Annotated in this window: 28 protein-coding genes; 21 read left to right on the top strand and 7 right to left on the bottom strand. The window is 39.8% G+C overall.

Translation table 11 applies throughout. The features are described from left to right. From RG963_RS10745 to RG963_RS10710, 8 genes are all read left to right on the top strand, one after another. Positions 1-876 (top strand): CPBP family intramembrane glutamic endopeptidase, encoded by an 876-nt coding sequence (locus RG963_RS10745; RefSeq protein ID WP_310576270.1) that lies wholly within the window; start codon positions 1-3, stop codon positions 874-876. Positions 877-1282: 406 nt separating this feature from the next. After that, entirely contained in the window at positions 1283-2047 is a 765-nt protein-coding gene (locus RG963_RS10740; RefSeq protein WP_310576269.1) for a heparan-alpha-glucosaminide N-acetyltransferase, read from the top strand. 78 nt (positions 2048-2125) lie between these two features. Further along, positions 2126-2521, top strand: a complete 396-nt coding sequence (locus RG963_RS10735; protein WP_310576268.1) for a hypothetical protein — start codon at positions 2126-2128, stop codon at positions 2519-2521. A gap of 274 nt (positions 2522-2795) precedes the next feature. Then, complete coding sequence (locus RG963_RS10730) at positions 2796-3095, top strand: hypothetical protein (RefSeq protein WP_310576280.1); 300 nt, start codon at positions 2796-2798, stop codon at positions 3093-3095. Positions 3096-3531: 436 nt separating this feature from the next. Continuing rightward, a complete protein-coding gene (locus tag RG963_RS10725) occupies positions 3532-3726 on the top strand; it encodes a 30S ribosomal protein S17e (RefSeq protein ID WP_310576267.1) in 195 nt (64 codons plus the stop codon). A 41-nt stretch (positions 3727-3767) separates the two neighbouring features. Then, positions 3768-4643: a 4-hydroxy-tetrahydrodipicolinate synthase gene (gene dapA, locus RG963_RS10720; RefSeq protein WP_310576266.1), complete on the top strand. Its 876-nt coding sequence runs from the start codon at positions 3768-3770 to the stop codon at positions 4641-4643. After that, positions 4640-5431 (top strand): 4-hydroxy-tetrahydrodipicolinate reductase, encoded by a 792-nt coding sequence (gene dapB / locus RG963_RS10715; protein ID WP_310576265.1) that lies wholly within the window; start codon positions 4640-4642, stop codon positions 5429-5431. The genes dapA and dapB overlap by 4 nt, the downstream gene beginning before the upstream one ends. Positions 5432-5817: 386 nt before the next feature. Next, positions 5818-6048, top strand: a complete 231-nt coding sequence (locus tag RG963_RS10710) for a hypothetical protein (RefSeq protein ID WP_310576264.1) — start codon at positions 5818-5820, stop codon at positions 6046-6048. Positions 6049-6064: 16 nt separating this feature from the next. On the opposite strand, the gene RG963_RS10705 is transcribed toward RG963_RS10710, so the two are convergent. Together RG963_RS10705 and RG963_RS10700 are read right to left on the bottom strand one after the other, a co-directional pair. Further along, positions 6065-6889, bottom strand: coding sequence for a hypothetical protein (locus RG963_RS10705; RefSeq protein ID WP_310576263.1), 825 nt, complete (start codon positions 6887-6889; stop codon positions 6065-6067). A gap of 363 nt (positions 6890-7252) precedes the next feature. After that, positions 7253-7588, bottom strand: coding sequence for a hypothetical protein (locus tag RG963_RS10700; RefSeq protein ID WP_310576262.1), 336 nt, complete (start codon positions 7586-7588; stop codon positions 7253-7255). A 273-nt stretch (positions 7589-7861) separates the two neighbouring features. Between RG963_RS10700 and RG963_RS10695 the strand changes: the two genes are divergently transcribed. From RG963_RS10695 to RG963_RS10650, 10 genes are read left to right on the top strand one after another with little or no spacing between them, the layout of a single operon-like run. Next, entirely contained in the window at positions 7862-8311 is a 450-nt protein-coding gene (locus RG963_RS10695; RefSeq protein ID WP_310576261.1) for a hypothetical protein, read from the top strand. Positions 8312-8333: 22 nt separating this feature from the next. After that, positions 8334-8948 (top strand): DUF1673 domain-containing protein, encoded by a 615-nt coding sequence (locus RG963_RS10690; RefSeq protein WP_310576260.1) that lies wholly within the window; start codon positions 8334-8336, stop codon positions 8946-8948. A 13-nt stretch (positions 8949-8961) separates the two neighbouring features. After that, complete coding sequence (locus tag RG963_RS10685; RefSeq protein WP_310576259.1) at positions 8962-9663, top strand: DUF1673 domain-containing protein; 702 nt, start codon at positions 8962-8964, stop codon at positions 9661-9663. A 13-nt stretch (positions 9664-9676) separates the two neighbouring features. Further along, the gene (locus RG963_RS10680) at positions 9677-10285 is read left to right on the top strand and encodes a DUF1673 domain-containing protein (protein ID WP_310576258.1); all 609 of its coding nucleotides are present in this window, start codon (positions 9677-9679) and stop codon (positions 10283-10285) included. Positions 10286-10290: 5 nt separating this feature from the next. After that, positions 10291-10899: a DUF1673 domain-containing protein gene (locus RG963_RS10675; RefSeq protein ID WP_310576257.1), complete on the top strand. Its 609-nt coding sequence runs from the start codon at positions 10291-10293 to the stop codon at positions 10897-10899. Continuing rightward, entirely contained in the window at positions 10900-11523 is a 624-nt protein-coding gene (locus RG963_RS10670) for a DUF1673 domain-containing protein (protein ID WP_310576256.1), read from the top strand. Next, entirely contained in the window at positions 11520-12035 is a 516-nt protein-coding gene (locus RG963_RS10665) for a DUF1673 family protein (RefSeq protein WP_310576255.1), read from the top strand. The genes RG963_RS10670 and RG963_RS10665 overlap by 4 nt, the downstream gene beginning before the upstream one ends. Before the next feature lie 60 nt (positions 12036-12095). Then, a complete protein-coding gene (locus tag RG963_RS10660) occupies positions 12096-12716 on the top strand; it encodes a DUF1673 domain-containing protein (protein ID WP_310576254.1) in 621 nt (206 codons plus the stop codon). Continuing rightward, on the top strand, positions 12713-13438 hold the full coding sequence (locus RG963_RS10655) for a hypothetical protein (protein WP_310576253.1): 726 nt from the start codon (positions 12713-12715) through the stop codon (positions 13436-13438). Before RG963_RS10660 ends, RG963_RS10655 begins: the two co-directional genes overlap by 4 nt. A 1-nt stretch (position 13439) precedes the next feature. Beyond that, positions 13440-14111, top strand: a complete 672-nt coding sequence (locus RG963_RS10650; RefSeq protein ID WP_310576279.1) for a DUF1673 family protein — start codon at positions 13440-13442, stop codon at positions 14109-14111. 152 nt (positions 14112-14263) lie between these two features. On the opposite strand, the gene RG963_RS10645 is transcribed toward RG963_RS10650, so the two are convergent. The 4 genes from RG963_RS10645 to RG963_RS10630 all read right to left on the bottom strand — a co-directional run bounded on the left by RG963_RS10645 (position 14264) and on the right by RG963_RS10630 (position 16914). After that, the gene (locus RG963_RS10645; RefSeq protein WP_310576252.1) at positions 14264-14737 is read right to left on the bottom strand and encodes a DUF5788 family protein; all 474 of its coding nucleotides are present in this window, start codon (positions 14735-14737) and stop codon (positions 14264-14266) included. A gap of 204 nt (positions 14738-14941) precedes the next feature. Continuing rightward, on the bottom strand, positions 14942-15412 hold the full coding sequence (pyrI, locus tag RG963_RS10640) for an aspartate carbamoyltransferase regulatory subunit (RefSeq protein WP_310576251.1): 471 nt from the start codon (positions 15410-15412) through the stop codon (positions 14942-14944). Beyond that, positions 15409-16335: an aspartate carbamoyltransferase gene (pyrB, locus tag RG963_RS10635; protein ID WP_310576250.1), complete on the bottom strand. Its 927-nt coding sequence runs from the start codon at positions 16333-16335 to the stop codon at positions 15409-15411. The genes pyrI and pyrB overlap by 4 nt, the downstream gene beginning before the upstream one ends. 102 nt (positions 16336-16437) lie before the next feature. Next, complete coding sequence (locus RG963_RS10630; protein ID WP_310576249.1) at positions 16438-16914, bottom strand: DUF5788 family protein; 477 nt, start codon at positions 16912-16914, stop codon at positions 16438-16440. A 220-nt stretch (positions 16915-17134) separates the two neighbouring features. Here RG963_RS10630 and hxlA point away from each other — a divergent pair, with 220 nt between their 5' ends. The 3 genes from hxlA (at position 17135) to RG963_RS10615 (ending at position 19622) form a co-directional block, all read left to right on the top strand. Then, on the top strand, positions 17135-18382 hold the full coding sequence (hxlA, locus tag RG963_RS10625) for a 3-hexulose-6-phosphate synthase (RefSeq protein ID WP_310576278.1): 1248 nt from the start codon (positions 17135-17137) through the stop codon (positions 18380-18382). Positions 18383-18507: 125 nt separating this feature from the next. Further along, positions 18508-18750 carry a hypothetical protein gene (locus RG963_RS10620; RefSeq protein ID WP_310576248.1) on the top strand — a complete coding sequence of 81 codons (243 nt, stop codon included), beginning with the start codon at positions 18508-18510 and terminating at the stop codon, positions 18748-18750. Next, positions 18750-19622 carry a hypothetical protein gene (locus RG963_RS10615; RefSeq protein ID WP_310576247.1) on the top strand — a complete coding sequence of 291 codons (873 nt, stop codon included), beginning with the start codon at positions 18750-18752 and terminating at the stop codon, positions 19620-19622. Before RG963_RS10620 ends, RG963_RS10615 begins: the two co-directional genes overlap by 1 nt. A gap of 591 nt (positions 19623-20213) precedes the next feature. Here the strand turns inward: RG963_RS10615 and RG963_RS10610 are convergent. Continuing rightward, on the bottom strand, positions 20214-21821 hold the full coding sequence (locus RG963_RS10610) for a prenyltransferase/squalene oxidase repeat-containing protein (RefSeq protein WP_310576246.1): 1608 nt from the start codon (positions 21819-21821) through the stop codon (positions 20214-20216). Positions 21822-21964: the final 143 nt, after the last annotated feature.

The following is a 21964-nucleotide window of genomic DNA, read 5'->3' as shown; positions in this document are numbered from 1 at the left end:
ATGGCAATTCCGGATTTTCCACATTCAGAGCTTGAAGCAGGAAAGGTCTCTTTGCCGGAGCTCGGGGAAATGTTTAAAATGCGAACTGAAGAAAAAACCGGATTCCTGAAAAAAATTTTTTATGCAGGAATCCCTGTAATTGCAATTACTTTTGCCGAACTGTTGATTTTCGGAGGAAGGTTGAAAGAAGCCTCAATAGCTTATACCCTGCTTCTCCTGGCCCTTTCATTTTCAATAGTGGTTACGAAAAAATATGAGATACGAAAAGTCTACCAGGCACTTCTGCTTCTGACAATTTTCAGACTGGTAAACTTTTCGATGCCAATTTTTTTCGATATAAATATTTACTCATTCATATTCGTCTATGCGCCTCTGGCAATTCCGGCAATGATTGCTACCATTCATCAAAGAGTTGTATATGAGAAAAAAAGAGATACGCTCAGGAGGATATGGATCTATCTTCCTTTCTCTGTCCTTACAGGCCTGGCCTTTGCGGAAGCAGAATATATATTGATAGGGACCAGAGAACTTATCCCGGATCTTTCATTGGAAAACTTGCTGATACTCATAGTCATAATGGTGTTTATTGTGGGGCTAGTAGAGGAACTTGTCTTCCGGTCAATCCTCCAGACGAGAATGGAAGAGTTCTTAGGGCCAGCTGGGGGAATTTTCCTCTCAAGTCTTCTTTTCGGAGTAATGCATTCCAACTACGGCACTCCCTATGAAATGGCATACACCTTTCTTGTAGGGGGCTTTCTCGGGTACTTATTTTATAGAACCCGAAGCCTTCCCCTTGTGATAATGATTCATGGCTCGATAAATGTGTTTTTGTTCGGGATAATCCCCCATTTAGGCCCCGGACTAGGACTGTTATAAAGAAATTTAAAATTGTTGTAAACATCACAACGCATAAATTAAAGAAGTATGTCAGCTACCGTATCTGAATTAATTAAAAATTATATTTAAATTAAGAGTATCACTAGCAGATGAATCCAGAGAAATTATTAAACATTTTGAGGCTGATTGCAGGAAAAATAGGTTGGGTGTGACGACACGGAAAAAAGTCTATAGAAGTAGTGAATCCGATCTGAGCATAAGTGGAGTAAAAACTCAGTTCTGCTTGCTATAATCTCAATAGGCACCGGATTTCTATCAATCCAGAGGAGAAGATAAAAGACTTGCCAATTTTCCCAAGAGAACCAGAAATTATATAGTAGATTATCTTTAAAGAAGGCTGTAGTCCTTTGTGAACGTAATTTCACGTTTTTCCGGAGAAAAATTTATGGCCAGGCACGCAGATCGCTTCTGGGAGATTGATTGTCTGCGAGGATTTGCTGTCCTTATTATGCTCCTGTACCATTTTCTTTATGATCTCGACTTTTTCGAGCTTGCAGACATTCAACTCAGGTCCGGCTCCATTCTATATGCAGGCAGATTCTCAGCTTCCCTTTTCATCCTGATCTCCGGAACTTCCCTTTCAATAAGTCATTCAAGAGCCCTTGATAAAGAGTTCGACGGAAACGGAGCAGAAAATTTTTTGAAATACCTTAAAAGAGGGCTCAAACTCTATTTCATGGGGCTTTTGCTCACAGGTATAACCTGGATCTTTTTACCTGAAGAGTATATTATCTTCGGAATTCTGCATTTTTTTGGAGTTTCGGCAGTGCTTGTATATCCTTTCCTGAAATATGGAAAAGAAAACCTATTCTTCAGCCTGTTCTTTGGCCTTTCTGGACTCTATCTCAGGCAGAGAACTTTTGAATGTTCCAGTTTGCTCTGGCTGGGCTTTACTCCCGAAAATTTCAGGACAATGGATTACTTTCCTCTATTTCCCTGGTTTGGGGTACTGCTTGCAGGAGTTTTCCTCGGAAATTTTCTGTATACAGGCGGAAAAAGGCAATTTGAAATTCCCTATATTGGAAAAAACCCTATCTTCAGGTTATTTTCCAGCGTAGGGCAGAATTCTCTGGTCATATATTTCATTCATCAACCGCTCTTTCTAGGGCTTCTCTTCCTGAGCGGACTGATTGACCCGGGAATGTTATGAAAACACTTAAAAAATAGATATAAATATATTCGAGGCAATTTTAGAGAAGATTTGGAAAAAGTACTGTGGAGAAGAAAGATGTTTTCAGATTCAAGACCATTTACTTTGTCTGACCTCTCACTGATGATTCAGATTCTTGCCTTTGTCGTTCTTTTGTATGCAATTTACTGTAAAAGAAAAAGCATGGCCAAGCATGGAAAGATTGCAGAAGTTACCTTTTATCTTGTCTCGACTTCAGTGATCTATATGCTGTACAGTAGAGGAAGAGGTTTTATCCTGCCCTATTACAATTCACTCCTGGGTCTGCACATGCTCCTTGGCACACTAACAATTTTCTTTGGGATCCTTTTTGTTACCAATCGGTGGAAGTGGAAAGTCAAAAAATACATGGACCTTGAAATTCTCCTGTGGACAGGGACTTTTCTTCTCGGCGTCACAGTTTATCTGCTATTTTTCGGGCTAATTTTTTCTTGAATATATTCGGCTATGTATTCTATGCAAAAGATGTTTTTTTGCCCTCTATCTTTTTTAAGAAAAATACCAGAGGAAGCCAAACCTGCTGGTTTTATATATTATCTAACATACGTAATTTTACATACTTACATAATTGCAATGATATACTGATCAATTACCACCGGCACCCTGCAAAATGAGCAGGACACAGGATCAAAAGAAGATCAAATTCCTACTTATCATTCAAGAAAGGAGCAGGAATTGCGAAATCAAAAAACAGAAGATGGAGAAAAGAATGTATCTGGAAATTGCTATGCTTGCCTATTTTGTAGTTCTCTTTCTGACCCTTCGGGATATCCGGATCTTTAGAAGAACAGGCTATCGTTCCTACAGGAAAGGAGCCTTGAGGGGACTTGCAGCTTCTTCCCTGATCCTGATAGGAGCAATTACTGTTGAGGCACAACCGAACATTGGCTTGCTTATTGTTTTAATAGGACTCTTTATTAACCGTAAAGGAATGAGAGAACGTGTTTTCACTGGTGCAGGAACTCTTGACCGCTTTCTCGGGAAAACAGATTACGTAAAAACAAAATAGGAAAATATACGTAAGGATACAGAATACATTTAAATGCAGATATTCAAATGTCATTCAATGAAGTTAGACTCAAAATGCAATTGTCAATGATGCAAAAAATAGATACTTAAATGAGAATTGTCAACAACCTGTTGCACTTCACTTAAATAATTGAGAGAAAGAATGATAAGCCTCACAACTTTAGCCTGATGTAGTGACCCCAAAACTTATAAATCTCAAGTAACCTATTAGTCGACAAAATCATTATCAATCAAATTTTTGCATCCAGTTTTCGTTAAATCCATCAATCCGGGAGAAGAAAACAGACACTAAAGAACTGTTTTTTGCCTTCGGCTTCACGTTAACCAGAATTCACAGGAAAACATGATGAGATAAACAGAAGTAAACTTGAATAACTGGACTAAAACACCGCAAAAAATATCCAAGAGGAGATACGATGGGAAATATAAGACAGACAAACATAAAAAGAATCGCATTCAGACTAATTGAAAACCATGGAGAGATTTTCACAAAGGATTTTGAAACTAACAAGACTCTCGTGACAAAGTACACAACCATTGAAAGCAAGGTCATAAGGAACAGGGTTGCAGGCTACGTCACAAGAAAAGTTGCACGTATGAAAGTGTACTGAACAGAGAATTTAATTCCGGGAAACTGGTGGGGATATCTGACATGTTTGAAGGAGCAATGCCTGCCCTGATAACTCCTTTTACGAAGGATGACAGGATTGATAGGGAAGGCCTACAAAGGAATATTGCATTTGTTGAAGAGGGAGGAGTTACTGGCATCGTGCCCTGTGGCACTACTGGAGAATCGGCAACCCTTTCAGCACTTGAGCACGAAGAAGTAATCGATATTGCTGTGGAATGTTCGAAGGTTCCTGTGATTGCAGGAACCGGCTCAAATAATACAAGGGAAGCTCTCCAGTTTACAAAACATGCTGCAGATGCGGGGGTTGACGGCGTACTTCTGATATCCCCCTATTACAACAAACCAAATCCTGCGGGCCTGCTTGCGCATTTCAAGAAAATTGCAGAGGCAGTCGAGATTCCTATGATTCTCTATAATGTCCCCTCCCGTACAGGGCAGGACATGCCAGTAGATGTTATTGCCGAACTTGCAAAAATGGGAAATATCGTGGGAATTAAGGAAGCCAGCGGAAACGTCTCCAAAGTTTCCCAGATCCTGGAAAATACTGCAGAAGAAGATTTCGTGGTTATTTCAGGCGAAGATGGGTTGACACTTCCGATCATATCTATGGGAGGCAGCGGAGTCATTTCTGTTGCTGCAAATATAGTCCCTGACAGAATGTCCAGAATGGTAAATGCGGCCCTTGCTGGAGATTACGAAACCGCAAGAAAGATCCATTTTGAGATCGCCCCTCTGATTCGTGCCCTTTTCCTGGAAACGAACCCGGTCCCGGCCAAGAAAGCTGCAGAACTTGCAGGGCTTGCAAGCGGGCACCTCAGGCTTCCACTTGCGCCCCTGAGCAAGACAAATACTGTAAAGCTTGCAGATGAACTCAGGAAATTAGGGGTTATGGAATGATCAACGCAGCAGTACTCGGAGCCTGCGGCAGGATGGGCTCTTTAATTGTTGAAAATATTACCTGCTCTACAGATATGCAGCTTGTTGCTGCTTTTGACGTCAATAATTTTGGAAAGGATGCAGGAGAATTTGCACATGTCGGGAACCTAGGAGTCCAGATCTCGGAAGTGAAAGATCTTGAAACTGTCCTGAAAAAAACCAAGGCTGATATTCTTATTGACTTTACAGCAGCTAGCGCAACCGTAGTTAACGCTCCAATAGCAGCCAGATGCGGAGTAAATCTTATTATAGGAACCACAGGCCTGACTGCGGAACAGCGAAAGGTAATTGACGACTCTATCCAGAAAAATCAGGTAAGTGCGGTTATCTCTCCGAATTATTCAGTAGGCGTTAATGTCTTTTTCAAGATCATCAGAGAAGCTGCAAAATACCTTGCAGATTACGATATTGAGATTATAGAAGCCCACCATAACCAGAAAAAAGACGCTCCAAGTGGGACCGCCCTTCGGGCAGCCGACGTTATCAGTGAAGCCCTTGGTGGGAAGGATTATGTCTACGGCAGAGAAGGCATAGCCCCGCGCGGAAAAGAAATAGGGATTCATGCTGTTCGCGCCGGAGATATTGCAGGAGATCACACTGTTCTTTTTGCAGGCAACTCCGAAAGGATTGAGATCAAGCACATGGCTCACTCCCGCCAGATTTTTGCCAACGGAGCAGTCAAAGCGGCTGAGTGGGTCTGTGGGCAGAAACCCGGAATTTACTCCATGGACGATGTACTTGGTTTATAAAGCAATAGCTTAAACCGGCAACCTTAAAACAAATTTTTAAAAATAACAGGCCTGGGCTTCTTATCAGGCCCACCTTCATTTTTCAGGTAGGAAACGACTATTTGTTTTTTAGATTTTTTGAATTTACCTGGAATTATACCTGCTCTATTACGATATCAATTTTATATTGATGATAAGGTTCTGTAACGTCTTCAACTGTTTCCAAGAAGTTGAACGCCATGTAACATTTCGTCTGTTTTTCAAAAAAGTTAATGCAAAAAAGTAACAGTTACTTATGTAATATTTTAACCACTTGTTTTGTATATTATATTTAACGCCTCTTCATCAATAAATTCGTGTTGCTTTGCATATTTTCTTAAAACACTGAGTACGTGAGAATAGCACTCTTGATGGAAAGAATTAACGGTGAAATTCGAGACAGAGAAAAAGTTATGCTTGGGCTTAAAATCAAAGAAACTCCTATCTTACAAGGAATGCAGATTTACTATAATTTCATAAAACCACATGAAGGATTAGATGGTTTGATACCTGCTGAGGCTTGTGGGATTGAGTTAAAAGGGGAAAATAAGTGGATCACGTTGATTCAGAATGCAAGCGTGAAGGTAAAAACAAATTAATTTTTTAAAAATCAATTTATCTCCATAGAATTGTTTCTTTTAATTCATATAAAATAGATATCATATTTTTCATTGATAATATATTGCAACTCGAACTTCCTAAATTTTCAAATGCATTTATAATCATTTTATTTGATTCCCCTAAAATACTGCGGCATTTAACTAAAGCTGCTTGTATTTCAGGAAGTATAGATTTTTCATACTCACGCTTCGTTTCATTATAAATTTTGGTAGTTAAATTATTATATTCGTCCCACGTAATCTCTCTCTTCACTTGTCGATTCCACAAATCGTGAGTTGACTCGTCTAACATACTTTGATCTAAAAAATTATCAAGACTTCTAATCGCAATAGTTAAGTCATCAATTGCAGATTGTTTAATATTATCTTCTGCTGAGTTATTTACTGCTCTTAATTCAGCATCTGTTTTCCATGATTGTAATAGTTCTACTGTAGTCCAATCAGGTTCACTATCTACTATTACGTGACATCTTTTACATAACCATATCCCGTTCTCTATACTTTTTCGTTGTTTACTTGTCATGTTAGGATCATGTCTTTTTGCACCAGGGCGTGCACCTTTTATATGTGCAGCATCCCCTAAAGTGTCCCACTTATCAAGATCATTAACTTTTGGTTTTAAAGTATACCTTCTACAAGTAGGATTTGAACAAATATAATTAACTCTCATCCCAAGGCCCTTTTTGGTTTTAGAGGTAAAATCATCTCTGTTACTGCCCGACATCTCACTCACCAGAAAATCTTTAATTTTAGTCACAAAATTCCAGATTAGCTGGCGTATAGAATCTAATTCTTTAAACAAGTATTCATTTAATCCCATGATAACTCATCAATCAATATATTTTTAAAATGTTTGCAATATTTATCTGGAGATTAGTGTTACCCAAACCAGACGAAATGTTACACTCATTTTATAATGTTCAGACCAGACTAAGAAGTTACAGAACCAGGATTAAAAAACTATAAATATTATAAGTAGGAAATAGGATACTGCTTGCTTGCGGGTAATACAACTCTGAAATCTCAAAATATCGTATCATCCCATAACAGTAGGAATACTTGCCTGCAAGCAAGAAATCCCAATAAACCATTCATCGCGGGAAAATTGTACGGGCTCCTAAAAAATGGAAACTGGAAAAACAGCTCTCATGAGACATAATGGAGCCCTGCATATTCTGAAAACTCATTCTTTGCTGAAAAGAATTCCAGAACTCAGGTTTTCTATCCTGTCCGCAACAACGACATTTCCCTGTATTCCGAGCTTTTTTCCCTTATACCACTTCCCGCGAATAAGAAGTCTGTCCTCAGCTGAAACAAGGCAGAGACCGTGGTAGAGTACAACCACAGTTTTTCCTTCATGTTCGATGGAGAATATACTCTCGTATTTGCTCCCGATACCTCCAAAAACAATAATAAAAAGTAACCCGAGAAAGACAGAAGGACGTTCATAGATTCTGGAATCAACAGCTGCTCTAGCTTCGGTTCCGAATTCCGCAGCTTTCTCCTGGTTTTTGTCCAAATAGTCCTCCTTCTGCATATAAGATCCTCATTGTATCCGCTACTTCTATTTTGTATAATCATTAAAACCAAGTTTATAATTACATTACTCGAAAAATACCAATTACTTAAAACAAATTTTAACTTTGTTCCATATATATTTTATGGCCAAATCATCAAACTGTTCTTGAGAAAACTTAGGAATTCTTTCCCTAGAGCAGAAATATCCAGAAGAAGAGTTCTAAAAAATTTATCAAAAGAAAGTTATAAATAGTCAACGTCCAGATGTTTACATATGTTCCTTCCGGAAGGTGAAAAACAGTTTGAATTCTGGGTCCTGCGCCGAAACGGACTCCCCAATATCAATATCGCAAAGCATTTTGGGGTCTCCAGGCAGTCAGTTTCAAGAGCCCTCCTCAGTATGGATAAGCGCATTGAAGAAAACCTGCTTGAGATGGCCAAAGCAAACAGGATCAAAGTGGAAAAATTTGACTCAAAGAAAGGAATTCTCTTCGGGAGGTCGGTTCCTTTCAAGGCCAACACAATAATTTTTGTCTCGGCAAAACACGGCATGCAGGTCTGGTACGAACACGAAGGAGAATGTGGGTCTTGCGAGAGGTACAGGGAATGTATTGAACTGCTCTGGGACTTTGCAGAGGAAATGCAGCTCAAGCTCAAGAGTACTAATGATCCCACAAAAATAGCTGACGAATTGTTTGAGAAATTAAAAGAATCGATCGAATAGGCCTGACTAAAGGCAGGTAAAATTGAATGAAGGGGAAAAGATGGACGTATTCACAAAAAGTATAAGGAAACTTATGGGGTGGTGCCCGAATGCAAAAACGCTTGAAACTCAACATTCAATCCACCCTGAATATTTTGAAACGAATAACCAATCAAGAGAAAAAGATGCTGGAAATTCTCCGATTTTACCCTCCGGTTGGTGGAATAAGCGCCATAATAGGATGTTAATAATGTCCACCGGGCTTACTCTCTTTTCTATATTTTGGATTGGATTTCAAGGAGGATCTCTCAGAGATGAAGCTTTCATATTGGGGCTAATTTCCGGAATCATTTTTAACCCACTTCTTTGCATCTGGAATTGGCGTTTCTTGGATAAAATAAAAAACTCCGACAAAAGGGTTCAGACGAAAAATAAATTGATGATTATAGCTGGAATATTAGGTCTGATAACACTGCTTATGGAATCTTTATCTCTTGGATGGAGATTCGTTTTAACGTTCAGTTTAACTTGTGCTTCAGGCTTTTGTTTGACAGTTTTTCTGTATTACTTTACGGAGATATACTGGGAAAATAAGAATAAAAAGATCGTGCTTATCTATGGGTATAAAACGCCAGAGGTTTACATTGCAAATGCATGAATGAAGGGACACTATGACTCTGGAATACATAAAAAAACTTAGGGGGTGGTGCCCGAATGCAAAAACGCTTGAAACTCAACATTCAATCCACCCTGAATATTTTGAAACGGACACCCAAGCCAGAGGAAAAGATACTGGAAATTCTCCGATTTTACCCTCCGGCTGGTGGAACAGACGCCATAATAGGTTATTAATAATGTCCACCGGGCTTACTTTCTTTTCTGTATTAGGAATTAGCTTTATTGGAGTTCATCCCACGGATAAAGGTTTCATGTTTGGGTTAATTATCGGAATCATTTTTAACCTATACTTTTGCATCTGGAACTGGCATTACCTGGATAACATAAAAAATACAGGTAAGAAAATTAAGATGAATATTAGATTTCCAAAATGGAGAGTTATAAATCTAATACTTTCCCTGGCATTATTGTATCTCTTTTTTTCACAGTCTAATTGGGGACTCGTTTTGTTTATTATTTCTACCTTTTGTTTGATAGCTTTGTTTTATTACTTTAATTTTAATTCAACTGGCCTAGTACTGCTTCTTGTCTTTGGTTCGTCGCTTGGTTGGAGACACACTATAGGATTTCTGTCTGGCTTTTGTTTGACGGCTTTTCTGTATTACCTTACAGATATATACTGGGAAAAGAGGAATGGAAAAATAATACTTGTATACGGGCGTAAAATGCCAGGTATCTACATTGCAAATGCATGAATGGAGGGACACTATGACTCTGGAATACATAAAAAAACTGATGGGCTGGTGTCCGAACGCAAAAACACTTGAAACCGGATCCCGGATTAGCTCTGATAATTTTGAAGCACATGATCAATCTGGAGGAGAAAAGGCAAGAAATCCAAGGATTTCAAGTCTTTTTTCCAAGCTTTTTTCCAGGTTTGATATCCGAATTCTCCTGCCAACACTTTTCTCAACTCCTTTTTACATAAATTTGCTATTTCGAAAAGGTATAAATGCAGATGCCTTCTTTTTAGGTTTTTCACTTTCTCTGCTGATTTATCTGCTTGGCTGGAAAAAGCAGATGCATCATTACGATTCCCTGGCAAAAAAACCCATTGTTGGCTCTTCCTCAAAGAAAACGCTCTTATGGATTTTCTTAGCCCTAATCTCGTTCTTAATTTTGCCTATGGTTTTCTTATCTCAGATACCCTCTTTTCTTAACGCTCAGTCACTGTATTCCTTAGTTGCTGGAGCCTGGATCTTTATGTGGGGAAGTTATCTTCAGTTAATTTACTGGGAGAGGAAAAACCATATGAAAATTTATATAAAGAATGAAAAGGGGTTCCAAAAGATGTATGCTATTGGGGAAAAGGAGTGAGAGCTATGAATTGGGAAGCAAAATATATTAAAAAACTCATGGGCTGGTGCCCCAATGCAAAAGCAAATGAAGCCAGAAAGCTTATTAACCTTGAAAATTTTGATTCGAATACTCCAGACAGAGCAAGGGGAGAAAACGAAAACCTGGAAAACCCCGGGTGGCTACGGAAAACGAGTACTTATACTCTCCTGATTAGCACTTTCTTTACACTTGTGTATATCCTGGTGATCAATCACCTGGGTCTAAAGCTAGCCTTTTTACTTGCAGGATTTTTCATTTCTGTAGCGTTTATTGCCTTTGACTGGAAGAAGCAGATGCACAGATACGATACTCTAGCACAGAAACTCATTTTCGATAATTCCGGCATGGAAAAAGTGTCTCAAATAATGAAGCTAATTTTCTATGCAATGCTTTTTTATTGGATTTTTTCTGGGGATATTGAAAGGAATTTTTCCCTGCAAGTAACCTTTTCATTTATGGGTGGTTTCTTGGCCGGGATGTGGCTTAGTTATTTCCAGCTAATATATTGGCAGAAAAAGAACCACAAAACCATTTATTTCAACAAAAGTTACGGAAAGTGGAAAAAGTCATATATAATTCGGGAGAATGAATAAATGCCAGCTAAGATTTTTGTTTTTGAGCGGATCAAAAAGCTAATGGGCTGGTGCCCGAATGCAAAAGCACATGAAACCAGACGGCATGTTAGCCCTGAAAATTTTGATTCCTATGTTCCAGACAGAGCAAGAGATGACAACATAGATTTAAAAACCCCTGGATGGCTCCGGAGAATAAGTAATCAAATTCTTCTATTTGCTATTTTTTTAACATTTGTTCATCTCCTGATATATAATCAGATAGGCTTAAATTTTGACTTAACCATAAATTTACTTACCGGATCAATACCTGCCCTATCTTATTTTGTATTTTACTGGAATGAGCGAATTCAGCGGTTCAACGACATTGCGAAAAAACCTGTTGTTCGTTATGTCTCTAAAGTATCATATCTTTGGATCCTGATAATCATAATTTTGCTTATTCTGCTTATGGTTCTCTCTTATCTGATAAGACAATCTTGGCACTCAGCCTTATTCGGACTTTCAATTATTTTGTTCTTAACATGGGGTTTCTATTTCCAGCTAATTTACTGGGAGAAGAAAAATCGCATGAAAATTTATATAAAATATGAAAATAGCTTCGAAAAGACATATGCTATTAGGGAAAAAGAGGGAGAAAAGTGAGCCTTAAAGTCGAAAACATAAAAAAAATGATGGGCTGGTGCCCTAATGCAAAAATCCATGAGGCCAGACAGCAAATTCATCTTGAAAATATTGAAGCAAACGATCGATCAGGAGGAAGTGATCGACCAAGAGGAGAAAGGAATAAAATAAAGAGGAATTCGAAACAATTTCTCTTTTCATTTTTTGCTTCTATATGTGCCATTATAGTTGGTACTGCATCAACCATAATGGAATCATTAGTGAATTTCTATTTAGTACTGATGGGGATTGGACTTCTTTTAAACACGCTTTCCATATCTGAAACTGATGCGAAATTATCAAAATTGATGTCAATTTGTAGCGATGTGTTTTTGAGTGCTATGTGCTTTTGGCTCGGAGTGGATTTTTACCTCAGATCGTCTGGCAGTGTTGTAGCGAAATTATTTGTTTTGCTTGGCGTATATGGAGCCGCCAAGGCTATTTATTTAACAGTTTCAATTTACATAAAGAAAGCCCATGAGGAGGCTTTTTGAAAGGTATTTTGTCCGGGAGCCGATGGAAGAATAAACAATTATTAGGGAGAAAGATAGACGATGAATATATTCACAAAAAGTATAAGGAAACTTATGGGATGGTGCCCGAATGCAAAAGCCTCTCAAACAGGATCTCGGATTAGCTCTGCTAATTTTGAAGCAAACAATCGATCGGGAGGAGAAAAAGCCAGAAATTCGACGGTTCCGAGCCAACATTCCAGGCCTGATACCCATCTCCTCCTGCTACCAATTTTCTTTATTCCTGTTTATATAAACCTATTTCAAAAAGGTATAAATACAGAGGCTTTCCTTCTAGGTTTTTTACTTTCTTTACCAATCTATTTGCTCGGCTGGAAAAAGCAGATGCATCAATACGACGCCGTGAAAAGAAATCCTGTCGTTTCTCCTTCCTTTAGAAAAACATTCTTCTGTGTTTTCATATTCCTATTTTTGGGTTTTACTTTGCTCATGGCTTTCTTACCCTATATCTCGTCTCATGCAACTTATCTTCTTAATATTCAGACACTGTATTCTTTCACTTCAGGAACTCTGGTTCTGATGTGGAGCTTCTATTTCCAGTTAATTTACTGGGAGAGGAAAAACCATATGAAAATGTATATGAAAAGAGAAAAGGGAAAGCAAAAGCTGTATGTCCTTGGAGAAAATGAGGGAGAACTATGAGCCGGGAATCCAGATACATAAAAAAGCTGATGAGCTGGTGCCCGGCTTGCAAGAAAACGGTAACGAAAACAAAACAGTCCTGTACCTTCGCAAATATGACTCCAATCTCTGGAAACACAGGAAACTTCCCGGAGTTCCAAACCACAAACGTGATTTTCCCTGCAAATACAACTTTATACCTAATATATTTTATAATAAGTTTCAATCTGCTCCTGCGCCTGAAGTCTCCAGAAGATATTCCTCTCTTGCTGGCAGGTCTTTTCCTATTTAACGCTTCTTATTACTTGTTAATTCTCAAAACCTTCGAAGCAGCAGTTCTGGTAGACAAATTTGGGATCCACTTGCAAGCCTTCAGACTGAAGAAGTTTGAGATACCTTATACAGAAATTGAAACCATAACTTCATACAGGCTTGAAAAGCGTTCAAAGAAAATGTCCTTTCTGTTAGTTATTGGAGGAATTGCCTTTTGCGGATTTGTGGTTTACATGGCTGTAGTAAAAGGAGAATGGAATCTACTTCTGCTATTGATCTCTCTACTTCCCCTCATGCTGTTTGCGGAAAGGAAGCAAAAAATTCGATTTTGGGATCTGAATACACAGCTGTACATCAAAATCAAACACAAAAAATGGTATGAATGGACTTCCTACTGTTCCATAATCACGGACGAAGTCTCGGCCGTAGAGATAAAATCGTCTATTGAGAGGCATTGTGAAGGTGTATGAAATGACTTTTATGAAATACTTTAAAAAATTGATGGGTTGGTGTCCGACAAAAAACTCCCTCCAGAAAGAAAGGCAGGAAGATTGCTTCTCGGACTTTAAATTAGAAAATGGGAATCTTCAGCTAATGCCTTCTTCCGCAGGTCTGCAGGAGAACAGAACTCTCAAGGCGCGTGTCAACCTAGTTGATTACCGGTGGATATTGAGGGCATTATTAATTGGTTTTTTAGCATTAATAGCCTCCCTGCTTCTATGGACATATAGTCCTGAAGACTCTTATTTAATCATATTTTCAGGCCTTATTATGTTCCTTCTGCCTCTCATATTCCTTCTTAATCGCCCCAATGCTGCCAAAATAATACCCGGAAAAATCATAATCAAGCAACCTATGCGTAAACCAGTTGTAATCGAAAAAGAGGACGTCACGCAAATTTCGTTAACAAAGAATGAAAGTCATTCCCTGCGCTGGTTGATACGCTTATTTTGCGTTTTTTTCTTTGTAGTAACGATAATGATGGACTTAAAGGATCTGGAAAGGTTAGCTACAGACTATAGTAAACTCAGTATATCTCTGACGAAACTTTCGAAAATAACATTTTTCCTAGTGCTTTATTACAATTTTGAACTCCTAGTACCTTATCAGCAGACTCTTAAAGTTACTACACGTCAAATCTGAAACTTTGGTTATTTACCGATAATCCTGAAGAACTTACCGGATTCCTAAAAAAAGAGAACGAATAAAAAATGAAAACGGAGAAAGAATTCAGAAATGTTAGGAAATTGTAATTCTCTTAAGATTGGAAATGCCTGGAAGAATATAGCAAACTCTTATCTCAGACTTTTAATAAGCTCCTGAAAGCGTTTTTCATCTATAACTTTCTGGGTATTGAGCATTCTTTTAAATTCGTCGGCACTTTTTTCTCCACCTTTTCCCTCAAGTCTGTCCTTTAATTCCATTGAGGCCCGCAAAAGTCCAGTCGCTTCTTCGTAGAGAGCTTCGGCCTCAGCTTTTGTAAGTTCCTCAGTTTCCAGCAGCTCCTCGTCCACTTTTGCTTTTCCCCTCAATCTTTGGATTAAAGCCCGGATTTTGGCAGCTTTATCTGTGTCAAGTGATTCTTTTTCGCTCAGCTCTCGAATCAGGCCCCTGAGTCTGTATTCCTGCCCATCAATCTCCACGCTTTCAGGGATTTTCTTCCCTGCCCAGGCAAAATCACTCCTGAGGCTCCAGAGGAGTTTATTACGCTCCTGAGCATTGATATATTCCGTATTTGCTTTTTTTGTATCTGGCTCGCCTTTTAGCATAAACATTTCCTTCTGAAACCCGGATTTATTTTATAATTTTCTACTCTGAATCCTCATTCTTTGTGTTCCCGGGTGCACACGTTCTCCCGGAGAAGACAGGTATCAAAAGCCAGAAATCCATAATCATGAACTTATTTGTCGCCTGATAAAACTTTAAGATAAAAATAAAAAAATTACTCTTTGACCTCATCTAAAATTCTACATTCACAGCAAATTTTCGGCTATGTCCTCCGAAATTACGTGTTCGCAGTACAGACAGTGGAGAGTGACTCCTTCTTCTTCGGACTGGAACACGGAAAATTTGGATTTTATGGGTTCACTGCTATTAGAAATACATTTTGAGTTGACACAACGCACGACGCCTTCGACATAAGAAGGAAGTACAACATTATTCTTCTGGACTACTTCAAAGTCCCTTATGATATTGATAGTAGCTTTCGGAGAGATAAGGGCAATCCTGTTGAGCTCTTCGACACTGAGCTCTTTGCCTTCAATTTTCACGACGTCTTTTTTACTTCTGGCACCAGAAGCATTCATAACAAAACTGATAGTAGCCCGAAAAGCACTGGAAATCCCCAGTATACGTAGTACATTTAATGCCTGCCCTGCCTTTATATGGTCAATTACCGTTCCGTTTTCAATTGCCTGAATCTTCAGGTTCCATTTTTCTTTCATTCAATCACTCCCAGGGCAAGAGCAAGAAGTGCCATCCGAATAGGGACACCATAGAAAGCCTGCTCGAAGTAACATGCATGTGGCGTTGAATCCACTTCAGGGGAGATTTCATTGACCCGCGGGAGGGGGTGAAGAATCTTGAGGTCCGGATCAGCGGTTCTCAGCAGGTCGCCTGTAACCCTCAACCTGTTTTTAACCTTCTCATATTCCTCAGGATCGGGGAAACGTTCCCGTTGAACTCTTGTCATGTAGAGAACCTCGATATCTCCAATTATTTCCTCAAGGGAATCGGTTTCTTTTATCCCTATTTTATTCTTTTGAAGGTCTCTGACAATTTCCGGAGGCATCCTGAGTTCAGGAGGCGAAACGAAAGTCATTTCAGCTCCGTACAGGGATAGAGCATGGCAGAGGGAATGGACTGTTCTCCCGTACTTCAGGTCTCCTGCCATAGCAATCTTCAGGCCCTCAAGGTGGCTTTCCCTGCGGATAGTATAAAGGTCAAGAAAAGTCTGCGTAGGGTGGTGGACAGAACCGTCTCCGCCATTGATCACAGGGACACTTGCAAATTCAGCAGCCATCCGTACCGATCCGTCAAGAGGATGACGCAACACTATAAGATCCGCATAGTTGCTGATCACACGGATAGTATCGGCAAGATTTTCTCCTTTCATTACGGAACTTGCCTCCACGGAACCCAGATTCAGAACCTGCCCTCCAAGTCTCTGGGCAGCAACTTCAAAAGAAAGCCTTGTTCTTGTGCTCGGTTCAAAAAAAAGAAGAGCTATAATCTTTCCATCCAGCAGGCGGGATCTCTCTTCACCCCTGGCCACAGGCTCAAGCTTTTCGGCAGTATCCAGAACGTAGTCGATTTCTTTCCGCGAAAAGTCTTTCATTGAGATGACGTGTCGGTTCTTAAATGACATCCTGTTTCCATAAAATGGTTCCCAGAGATATAACCTTTGCTCCGGAAATTTTCTAAGAGTATGAAAGTAATTAAATCCGGCTTGTACTTCAGTTTTGGTACTTCATTTGGACACGTTTTTGAGAAATTCAAGCCAGAGCTTTGCGTCTTTAATTCTTTGATTAACGAACTGTTCCTGAAAATGTTTTGTATTTTCTTTAAAGGTTCCACTCTCGATTTCCTTCAGATCCATTACTGCGCGCAAGAGGCCTGCAGTCTCATGATAAAGATTTTCTGCTTCTTCCGGAGTAAGAGGTTTTTCTTCAAGCCTCTTTTCATCGTTCTTTTCCTTTGCCGAAATAATTTCGATATATTTATCTATTCTTGATTTTTCTGCCTCAGTGAGCTTGTCTTTCTGAATCAGTTCCCATACATAGCTGTGCAAAGGATAAGTTTCTCCCTCAAATTCCACATAATCTGGAATATGCTGACCGACCCAGAAAAGACGGGAATGCAGAGAGGAAAGCAATTGCCTGCGTTCCTCGTCGGTTATATGTTCTTCTGCGATTCTTTTCTCGCTTATTTTAAGGCTTTTTTCCATAGTCTTCCCACAGGATATATTGCTTTCATTAGCCAAAAATCTTGTCTGATGACGAGCTACTGCTTACTCTTTATCTGTAAACTTAAGATATAAAACGACAACATTAACACAAAAAACAGTCGTAAATAAAAAGAAATATAGATAATGAAGAACTCAAATACAAAAATTTCCCACTTGAGGTGATATCATAGTTTCCATAATTCAAGTTGCACTTGATCTTCTGGAGTTAGATCGCTCGGTAGAGATTGCGAGAGAAGCAATAGCAGGAGGTGCGGACTGGATCGAAATCGGGACTCCCCTGATCAAAAGTGAAGGGATGGATGCGATCCGCACCATGAGAAAAGCTTTTCCTGATAGGACGATTCTTGCAGATATGAAAACCGTGGATACGGGAGCCATGGAAGTCGAGATGGCAGCAAAAGCCGGGGCAGATGTTGTTATTGTGCTGGGGAGTGCGGATGATTCTACATTACTTGATGCACTTCGTTCAGCTCACAAATATGGGGTAAGATTGATGGCAGACCTCATCTCGGCTCCTGACCCGGTAAAAAGGGCAATAGAACTCGAAGCTCTGGGAGTGGACTATGTGAACGTGCACATAGGCATAGACCAGCAGATGACAGGAAAAGACCCCGTGTCTCTTCTTAAAGAGATTTCAGAGAGAGTTGACGTGCAGCTTGCCGTCGCTGGAGGGCTTGATGCAAACAGTGCTGTCCAGGCAGTCAAGGCCGGGGCCAGGATTGTGATTGTCGGAGGAAATATCACCCGTTCTGACAACGTAACCGAAGCCGCCAGAAAAATCCGGCAGAGTGTGGACTCCCCAGAAGCTGTAGAAATCCGGAATGTCGGAACTGTGGACCAGGAAATAAGGGCAATTCTTAAGGAAGTATCCACTTCAAACATTTCGGATGCCATGCACAGGAAAGGGGCAATGAAAGGCATTCATCCTCTGGTAAGAGGGAAGGTAGTAGGGACTGCGGTTACTGTGCAGTCTTTTCCCGGAGACTGGGCAAAGACTGTAGAAGCGATTGATATTGCAAAAAAAGGAGATGTAATCGTAATTTATAACGGGAGTAAAGATATTGCCTGCTGGGGAGGGCTTGCAACCCTTAGTTCCTTGAACAAGGGAATTGCAGGCGTGGTAATAGAAGGCGCTGTCAGGGATATTGACGAAATCGAAACCCTGGGACTTCCGATTTATACGAGTAACACAGTACCTAACGCTGGAGACCCTAAAGGTTTTGGAGAAATCAATGCTGAGATTACCTGTGGCGGCCAGACTGTGAAGCCAGGGGATTACATAGTGGGCGATGAAAGCGGGGTTGTGGTAATTCCCGCGGAAAGGGCCTACGAACTGGCAAGAAGAGCAAAAGAAGTCAACAAAACCGAAAAGAGACTTTTCGATGAGATCCGGAGAGGTGGAACTCTGTCTGAAATTCTGGAACTCAAGAAATGGGAAAAACGTTGAAAAACTATTTCTGGAAACTGAAATTAAATACGAGAATAAAAAGGCCGGAAAAATGATAAAAGCCAGAAAGAAAGAAGTTTTCTAATTCCTGAAAAACAAAGAAAACGATAGATGGATGTTATTGGATGGATAAATGGAACCTATCTCCCTATTATCCCACAGCTCATGCAATCATAGCTTTGGCAGATCTTGATAATGTAGACAGAAGAGCTTTAATTAGAGGCAGGGAGGGACTTCTTGCCCATATAGATGCGATGCCGCCTATGTGGATGAGCAAGTGCCTCTATGCCCCCATCAGGATGGCGGAGTCCGCCTTATATAGCGCTCTTATTTTGACGTCTCCATATCAACTAAAGAAGGGATTTTAGTGGATCTTGAAGCATTTCATAGCCTTCCTGCCCAGGAGGTGGCGAGGCTGGTCCGTTCTTCGGGGACCAAGGTTTGCGCTTTCCCTACAGATGGAACTAGAAGATGGTATCTGCTGGAACACCCAGGGGAGTCTTCAATAGAGAAGTTCCTGGAGATAGAGATGAAGCGCCACATTGAGCTGTATAAGCTCTTCTTTGATCATGGCATAGAGACGGTCCTTGCACCGGTCGTCAGGCCGGACATGATGGAGCGCAAAGGCGGCTACTGGCTAGGGGCTCTCAAAGGCCTGGCGTTTATGGCTAACCACCCGGATTTCCTCGAGTTCTACAGGGATTACGACGTCAGACTCCATATATACGGTGAATATCGAGATTATCTCCATAATGAGGGTTATGAAGATCTCCTTGAATGCTTCGATGAAATTACATCTCTCACCCGGTCCCGCAAGGGACATCACCTCTTTTTTGGCCTGTTTATGGGGGATCCCACTAAGAGTATTACTAAGCTGATCATAGATTATCATTTAAAAAATGGAATGGCTCCGAATAAGCAAGAACTTATTGAGAGTTTCTATGGTGAGTACGTGGACCCAGTGGATATATTCATAGGCTTTGGCAGGTTCTGCATCCACGATGCACCTCTGCTGCTGGGCCATGAAGATTTGTACTTCACCCTCATCCCATCTTTGTACACGAATCAGCAGCAGCTGAGGAGAATATTATATGATCATATTTATGAGAAGCAGGAAAAAATGCTGGACTATAGCTGCCTAGGCTCTGAGGAAAAAGAGAAGATGAGGAAGTATTATCATGATAAATCAAATGAGATATTTAGGTTGGGTGAGAATCAAGGGGTATTGATGCATTTCTGATGGGACGAAAAATAATCCCAGGGCCCTTCGATCTCACGAGGATTTCTGAGCTACTCCATGGGATATCCCATCTCAGGTTAGTAGTACTAAACTTTGGATTTGCCTATGTTAGTCTTCTTAGGAATAACGTAACTATTTAGGTACCAGAATAAGCCAATTGATGACGATTTTGATATTTAGAAGATATGTAAATTCTAATCCCTGAATCTGAAAAAACAGAGTCAATAGCCAACAATTAAAGAAAAGATAGTCCCAAAAATTTGCCTATTAAATCTTAATCAAGTTGGCTACTGAAGTTGTTTTACCTAGGCTGAATAGTTACGGAATAACCACAATTAACAGAATACGACCTACATTCGGCAGTAAGCACATCTTCACAAATTAATATTTTTGATCATTGTTTTTTGTAGATTCAAATGAAGATCAGTATCATGAGGACTATGCATCTAATAAGATTGTTCATTTCTTCAATTTTTAATAAATATATATTAATAATGTTATGGTTAGCATTTAGGAGTTTTTAATTTAAATAAAATTCCAAATGTTCTGAGAAAATCGATATCAATAGAAAAATTAAATGGATTTTTACGTTTACCTGCCGAAAGCAGGATACAAGTAATCCGTAGTCATTATCAACGCACTATATATTGCAGATTCTACTACTGTTATAGGAGTGTATAGGCTTCTGGCTATCCACAGGTCTGGTCTCTTATTATCAAAGGCAAGCAGGCATCTTCTGCCTCTTTCAAGAATATTTCGGTCTATTGGCATTACTTCACGAGAGTATATGGTCAATGCTTGCAGGCAGTATGCGGTCTCTTCAGCAGTCGATCTATTATAGTAGCCCCAACCACCATCAATTCGCTGTGTGTTTATAATCCATTGAGATGCGCTTCTGGCTAAATCGTGATCGACCCCTATCAAAGCTATCACGGCATGTGCTGTTGGATAGTACGGGGATGCATGCCATTTATCTGTCCAATAGGAACAATCAACTTGAGATTTATATAGCCATCTCCGCACCTTTTCTGTGGCTTTCTCATCAACTCCTTTTAGGGCCTCAAGGACGTGAACATTTGCACTTGTGCAAGGATCTCGTTCATAATGGTAGCAGATAAAATAATCTTCTTTCTCAAATTGACGGAGTGGTATGGGATCCGGATCGGCACCAGCCATTTTTAAAACACTGAACACCATACTGGAAGTATCGGATTCTACAACAGAGGATACTGTGGTGGAACCTACTCCTTCTCCTTTATCCCAAACAGACTTCAGATCTCTAATATGGTGTTCAATTTTCGGATCAGAGCTATCAGCTCCAGCGAGGAATAGGTTCCATAATGACCATGATAGCTCAAATGTATCAAATGGAAATACTTCCGGGACCTTGTTCCCATAGGCAGCAACAAGACTGGCAATATAGCTGCGTGCCGCATTATTTCTAGGTAATTTAGTCAGAAGATAAGCGGTTGATGAAGGGCTGAACCCAACACCACCATTCGAATCCTGGAAAATCTCTGCTCTTTCTAGATCCAAACTATCGCCCATGAATTCCAGAGAATGAGTGATGGAAAGCTTCCGTGAATATAGTAAATGTGACGGAATCTTGGCAAGTTTCTCCTCTCGCATCCGATAATAAGGTAAAAAGGTTTGACAATGAACATTTATCCCGATTTTTTCAGCATCTTGGAGAAGGGCTGGCAATATAAGCTCAAAGCCACCCGTGGGGAGTTCAAACTCCAATCTACCGGCGTTATTTCGGATATATTCAAGCCCATGCTCAATGATACGTTTACTCTGAGTTTTATATAATTTATCATTATTTATATCATCCCACTGCGCCAAGGCTATGATGGCAGCCAATGTCGAGATAATTCTATCATGTACATATTCAATGTCTGAACCCCAGCTGCCGTCAGGATGTTGATTATCTCTCAGCCAAGTAAGAGCTTCTGGGTACGCTGGTATTGTAAAGTCATTCTCTCCTGGAACTCGAGCAAGCCATGCTATATCATAGGCAGCAGGTGACATGAGACCTGGCTGACCTATTCCTATTCTATCGAGAATAGCCTCTTTCAATTGCGTAAATTGTTTCATTCTATGCATGCACCAATATTTTTTTATATTTAATATATTAATTTTTTTATATGTGATGTATAAATTTTTCATATATAAAAGGAGTCTCGTAAGCGAGTTCATACTCCCAGCTTAATTGATCTACGACATTAAGTATTTGTAACGAAATAACTTAGGCAATGAATAATTTAGATAAAGTTAAATCATCCCTCTTGAATGTGAAAGTTATTTAATACATTCTTAAAAATTGCCTATGTTATTTCGCG

It is taken from the genome of Methanosarcina baikalica, assembly GCF_031461075.1.
Classification (GTDB): Archaea; Halobacteriota; Methanosarcinia; order Methanosarcinales; family Methanosarcinaceae; genus Methanosarcina; species Methanosarcina baikalica.
Note: the sequence above shows the minus strand (reverse complement) of the source record. Positions and strands in the feature narration are given on the sequence as shown.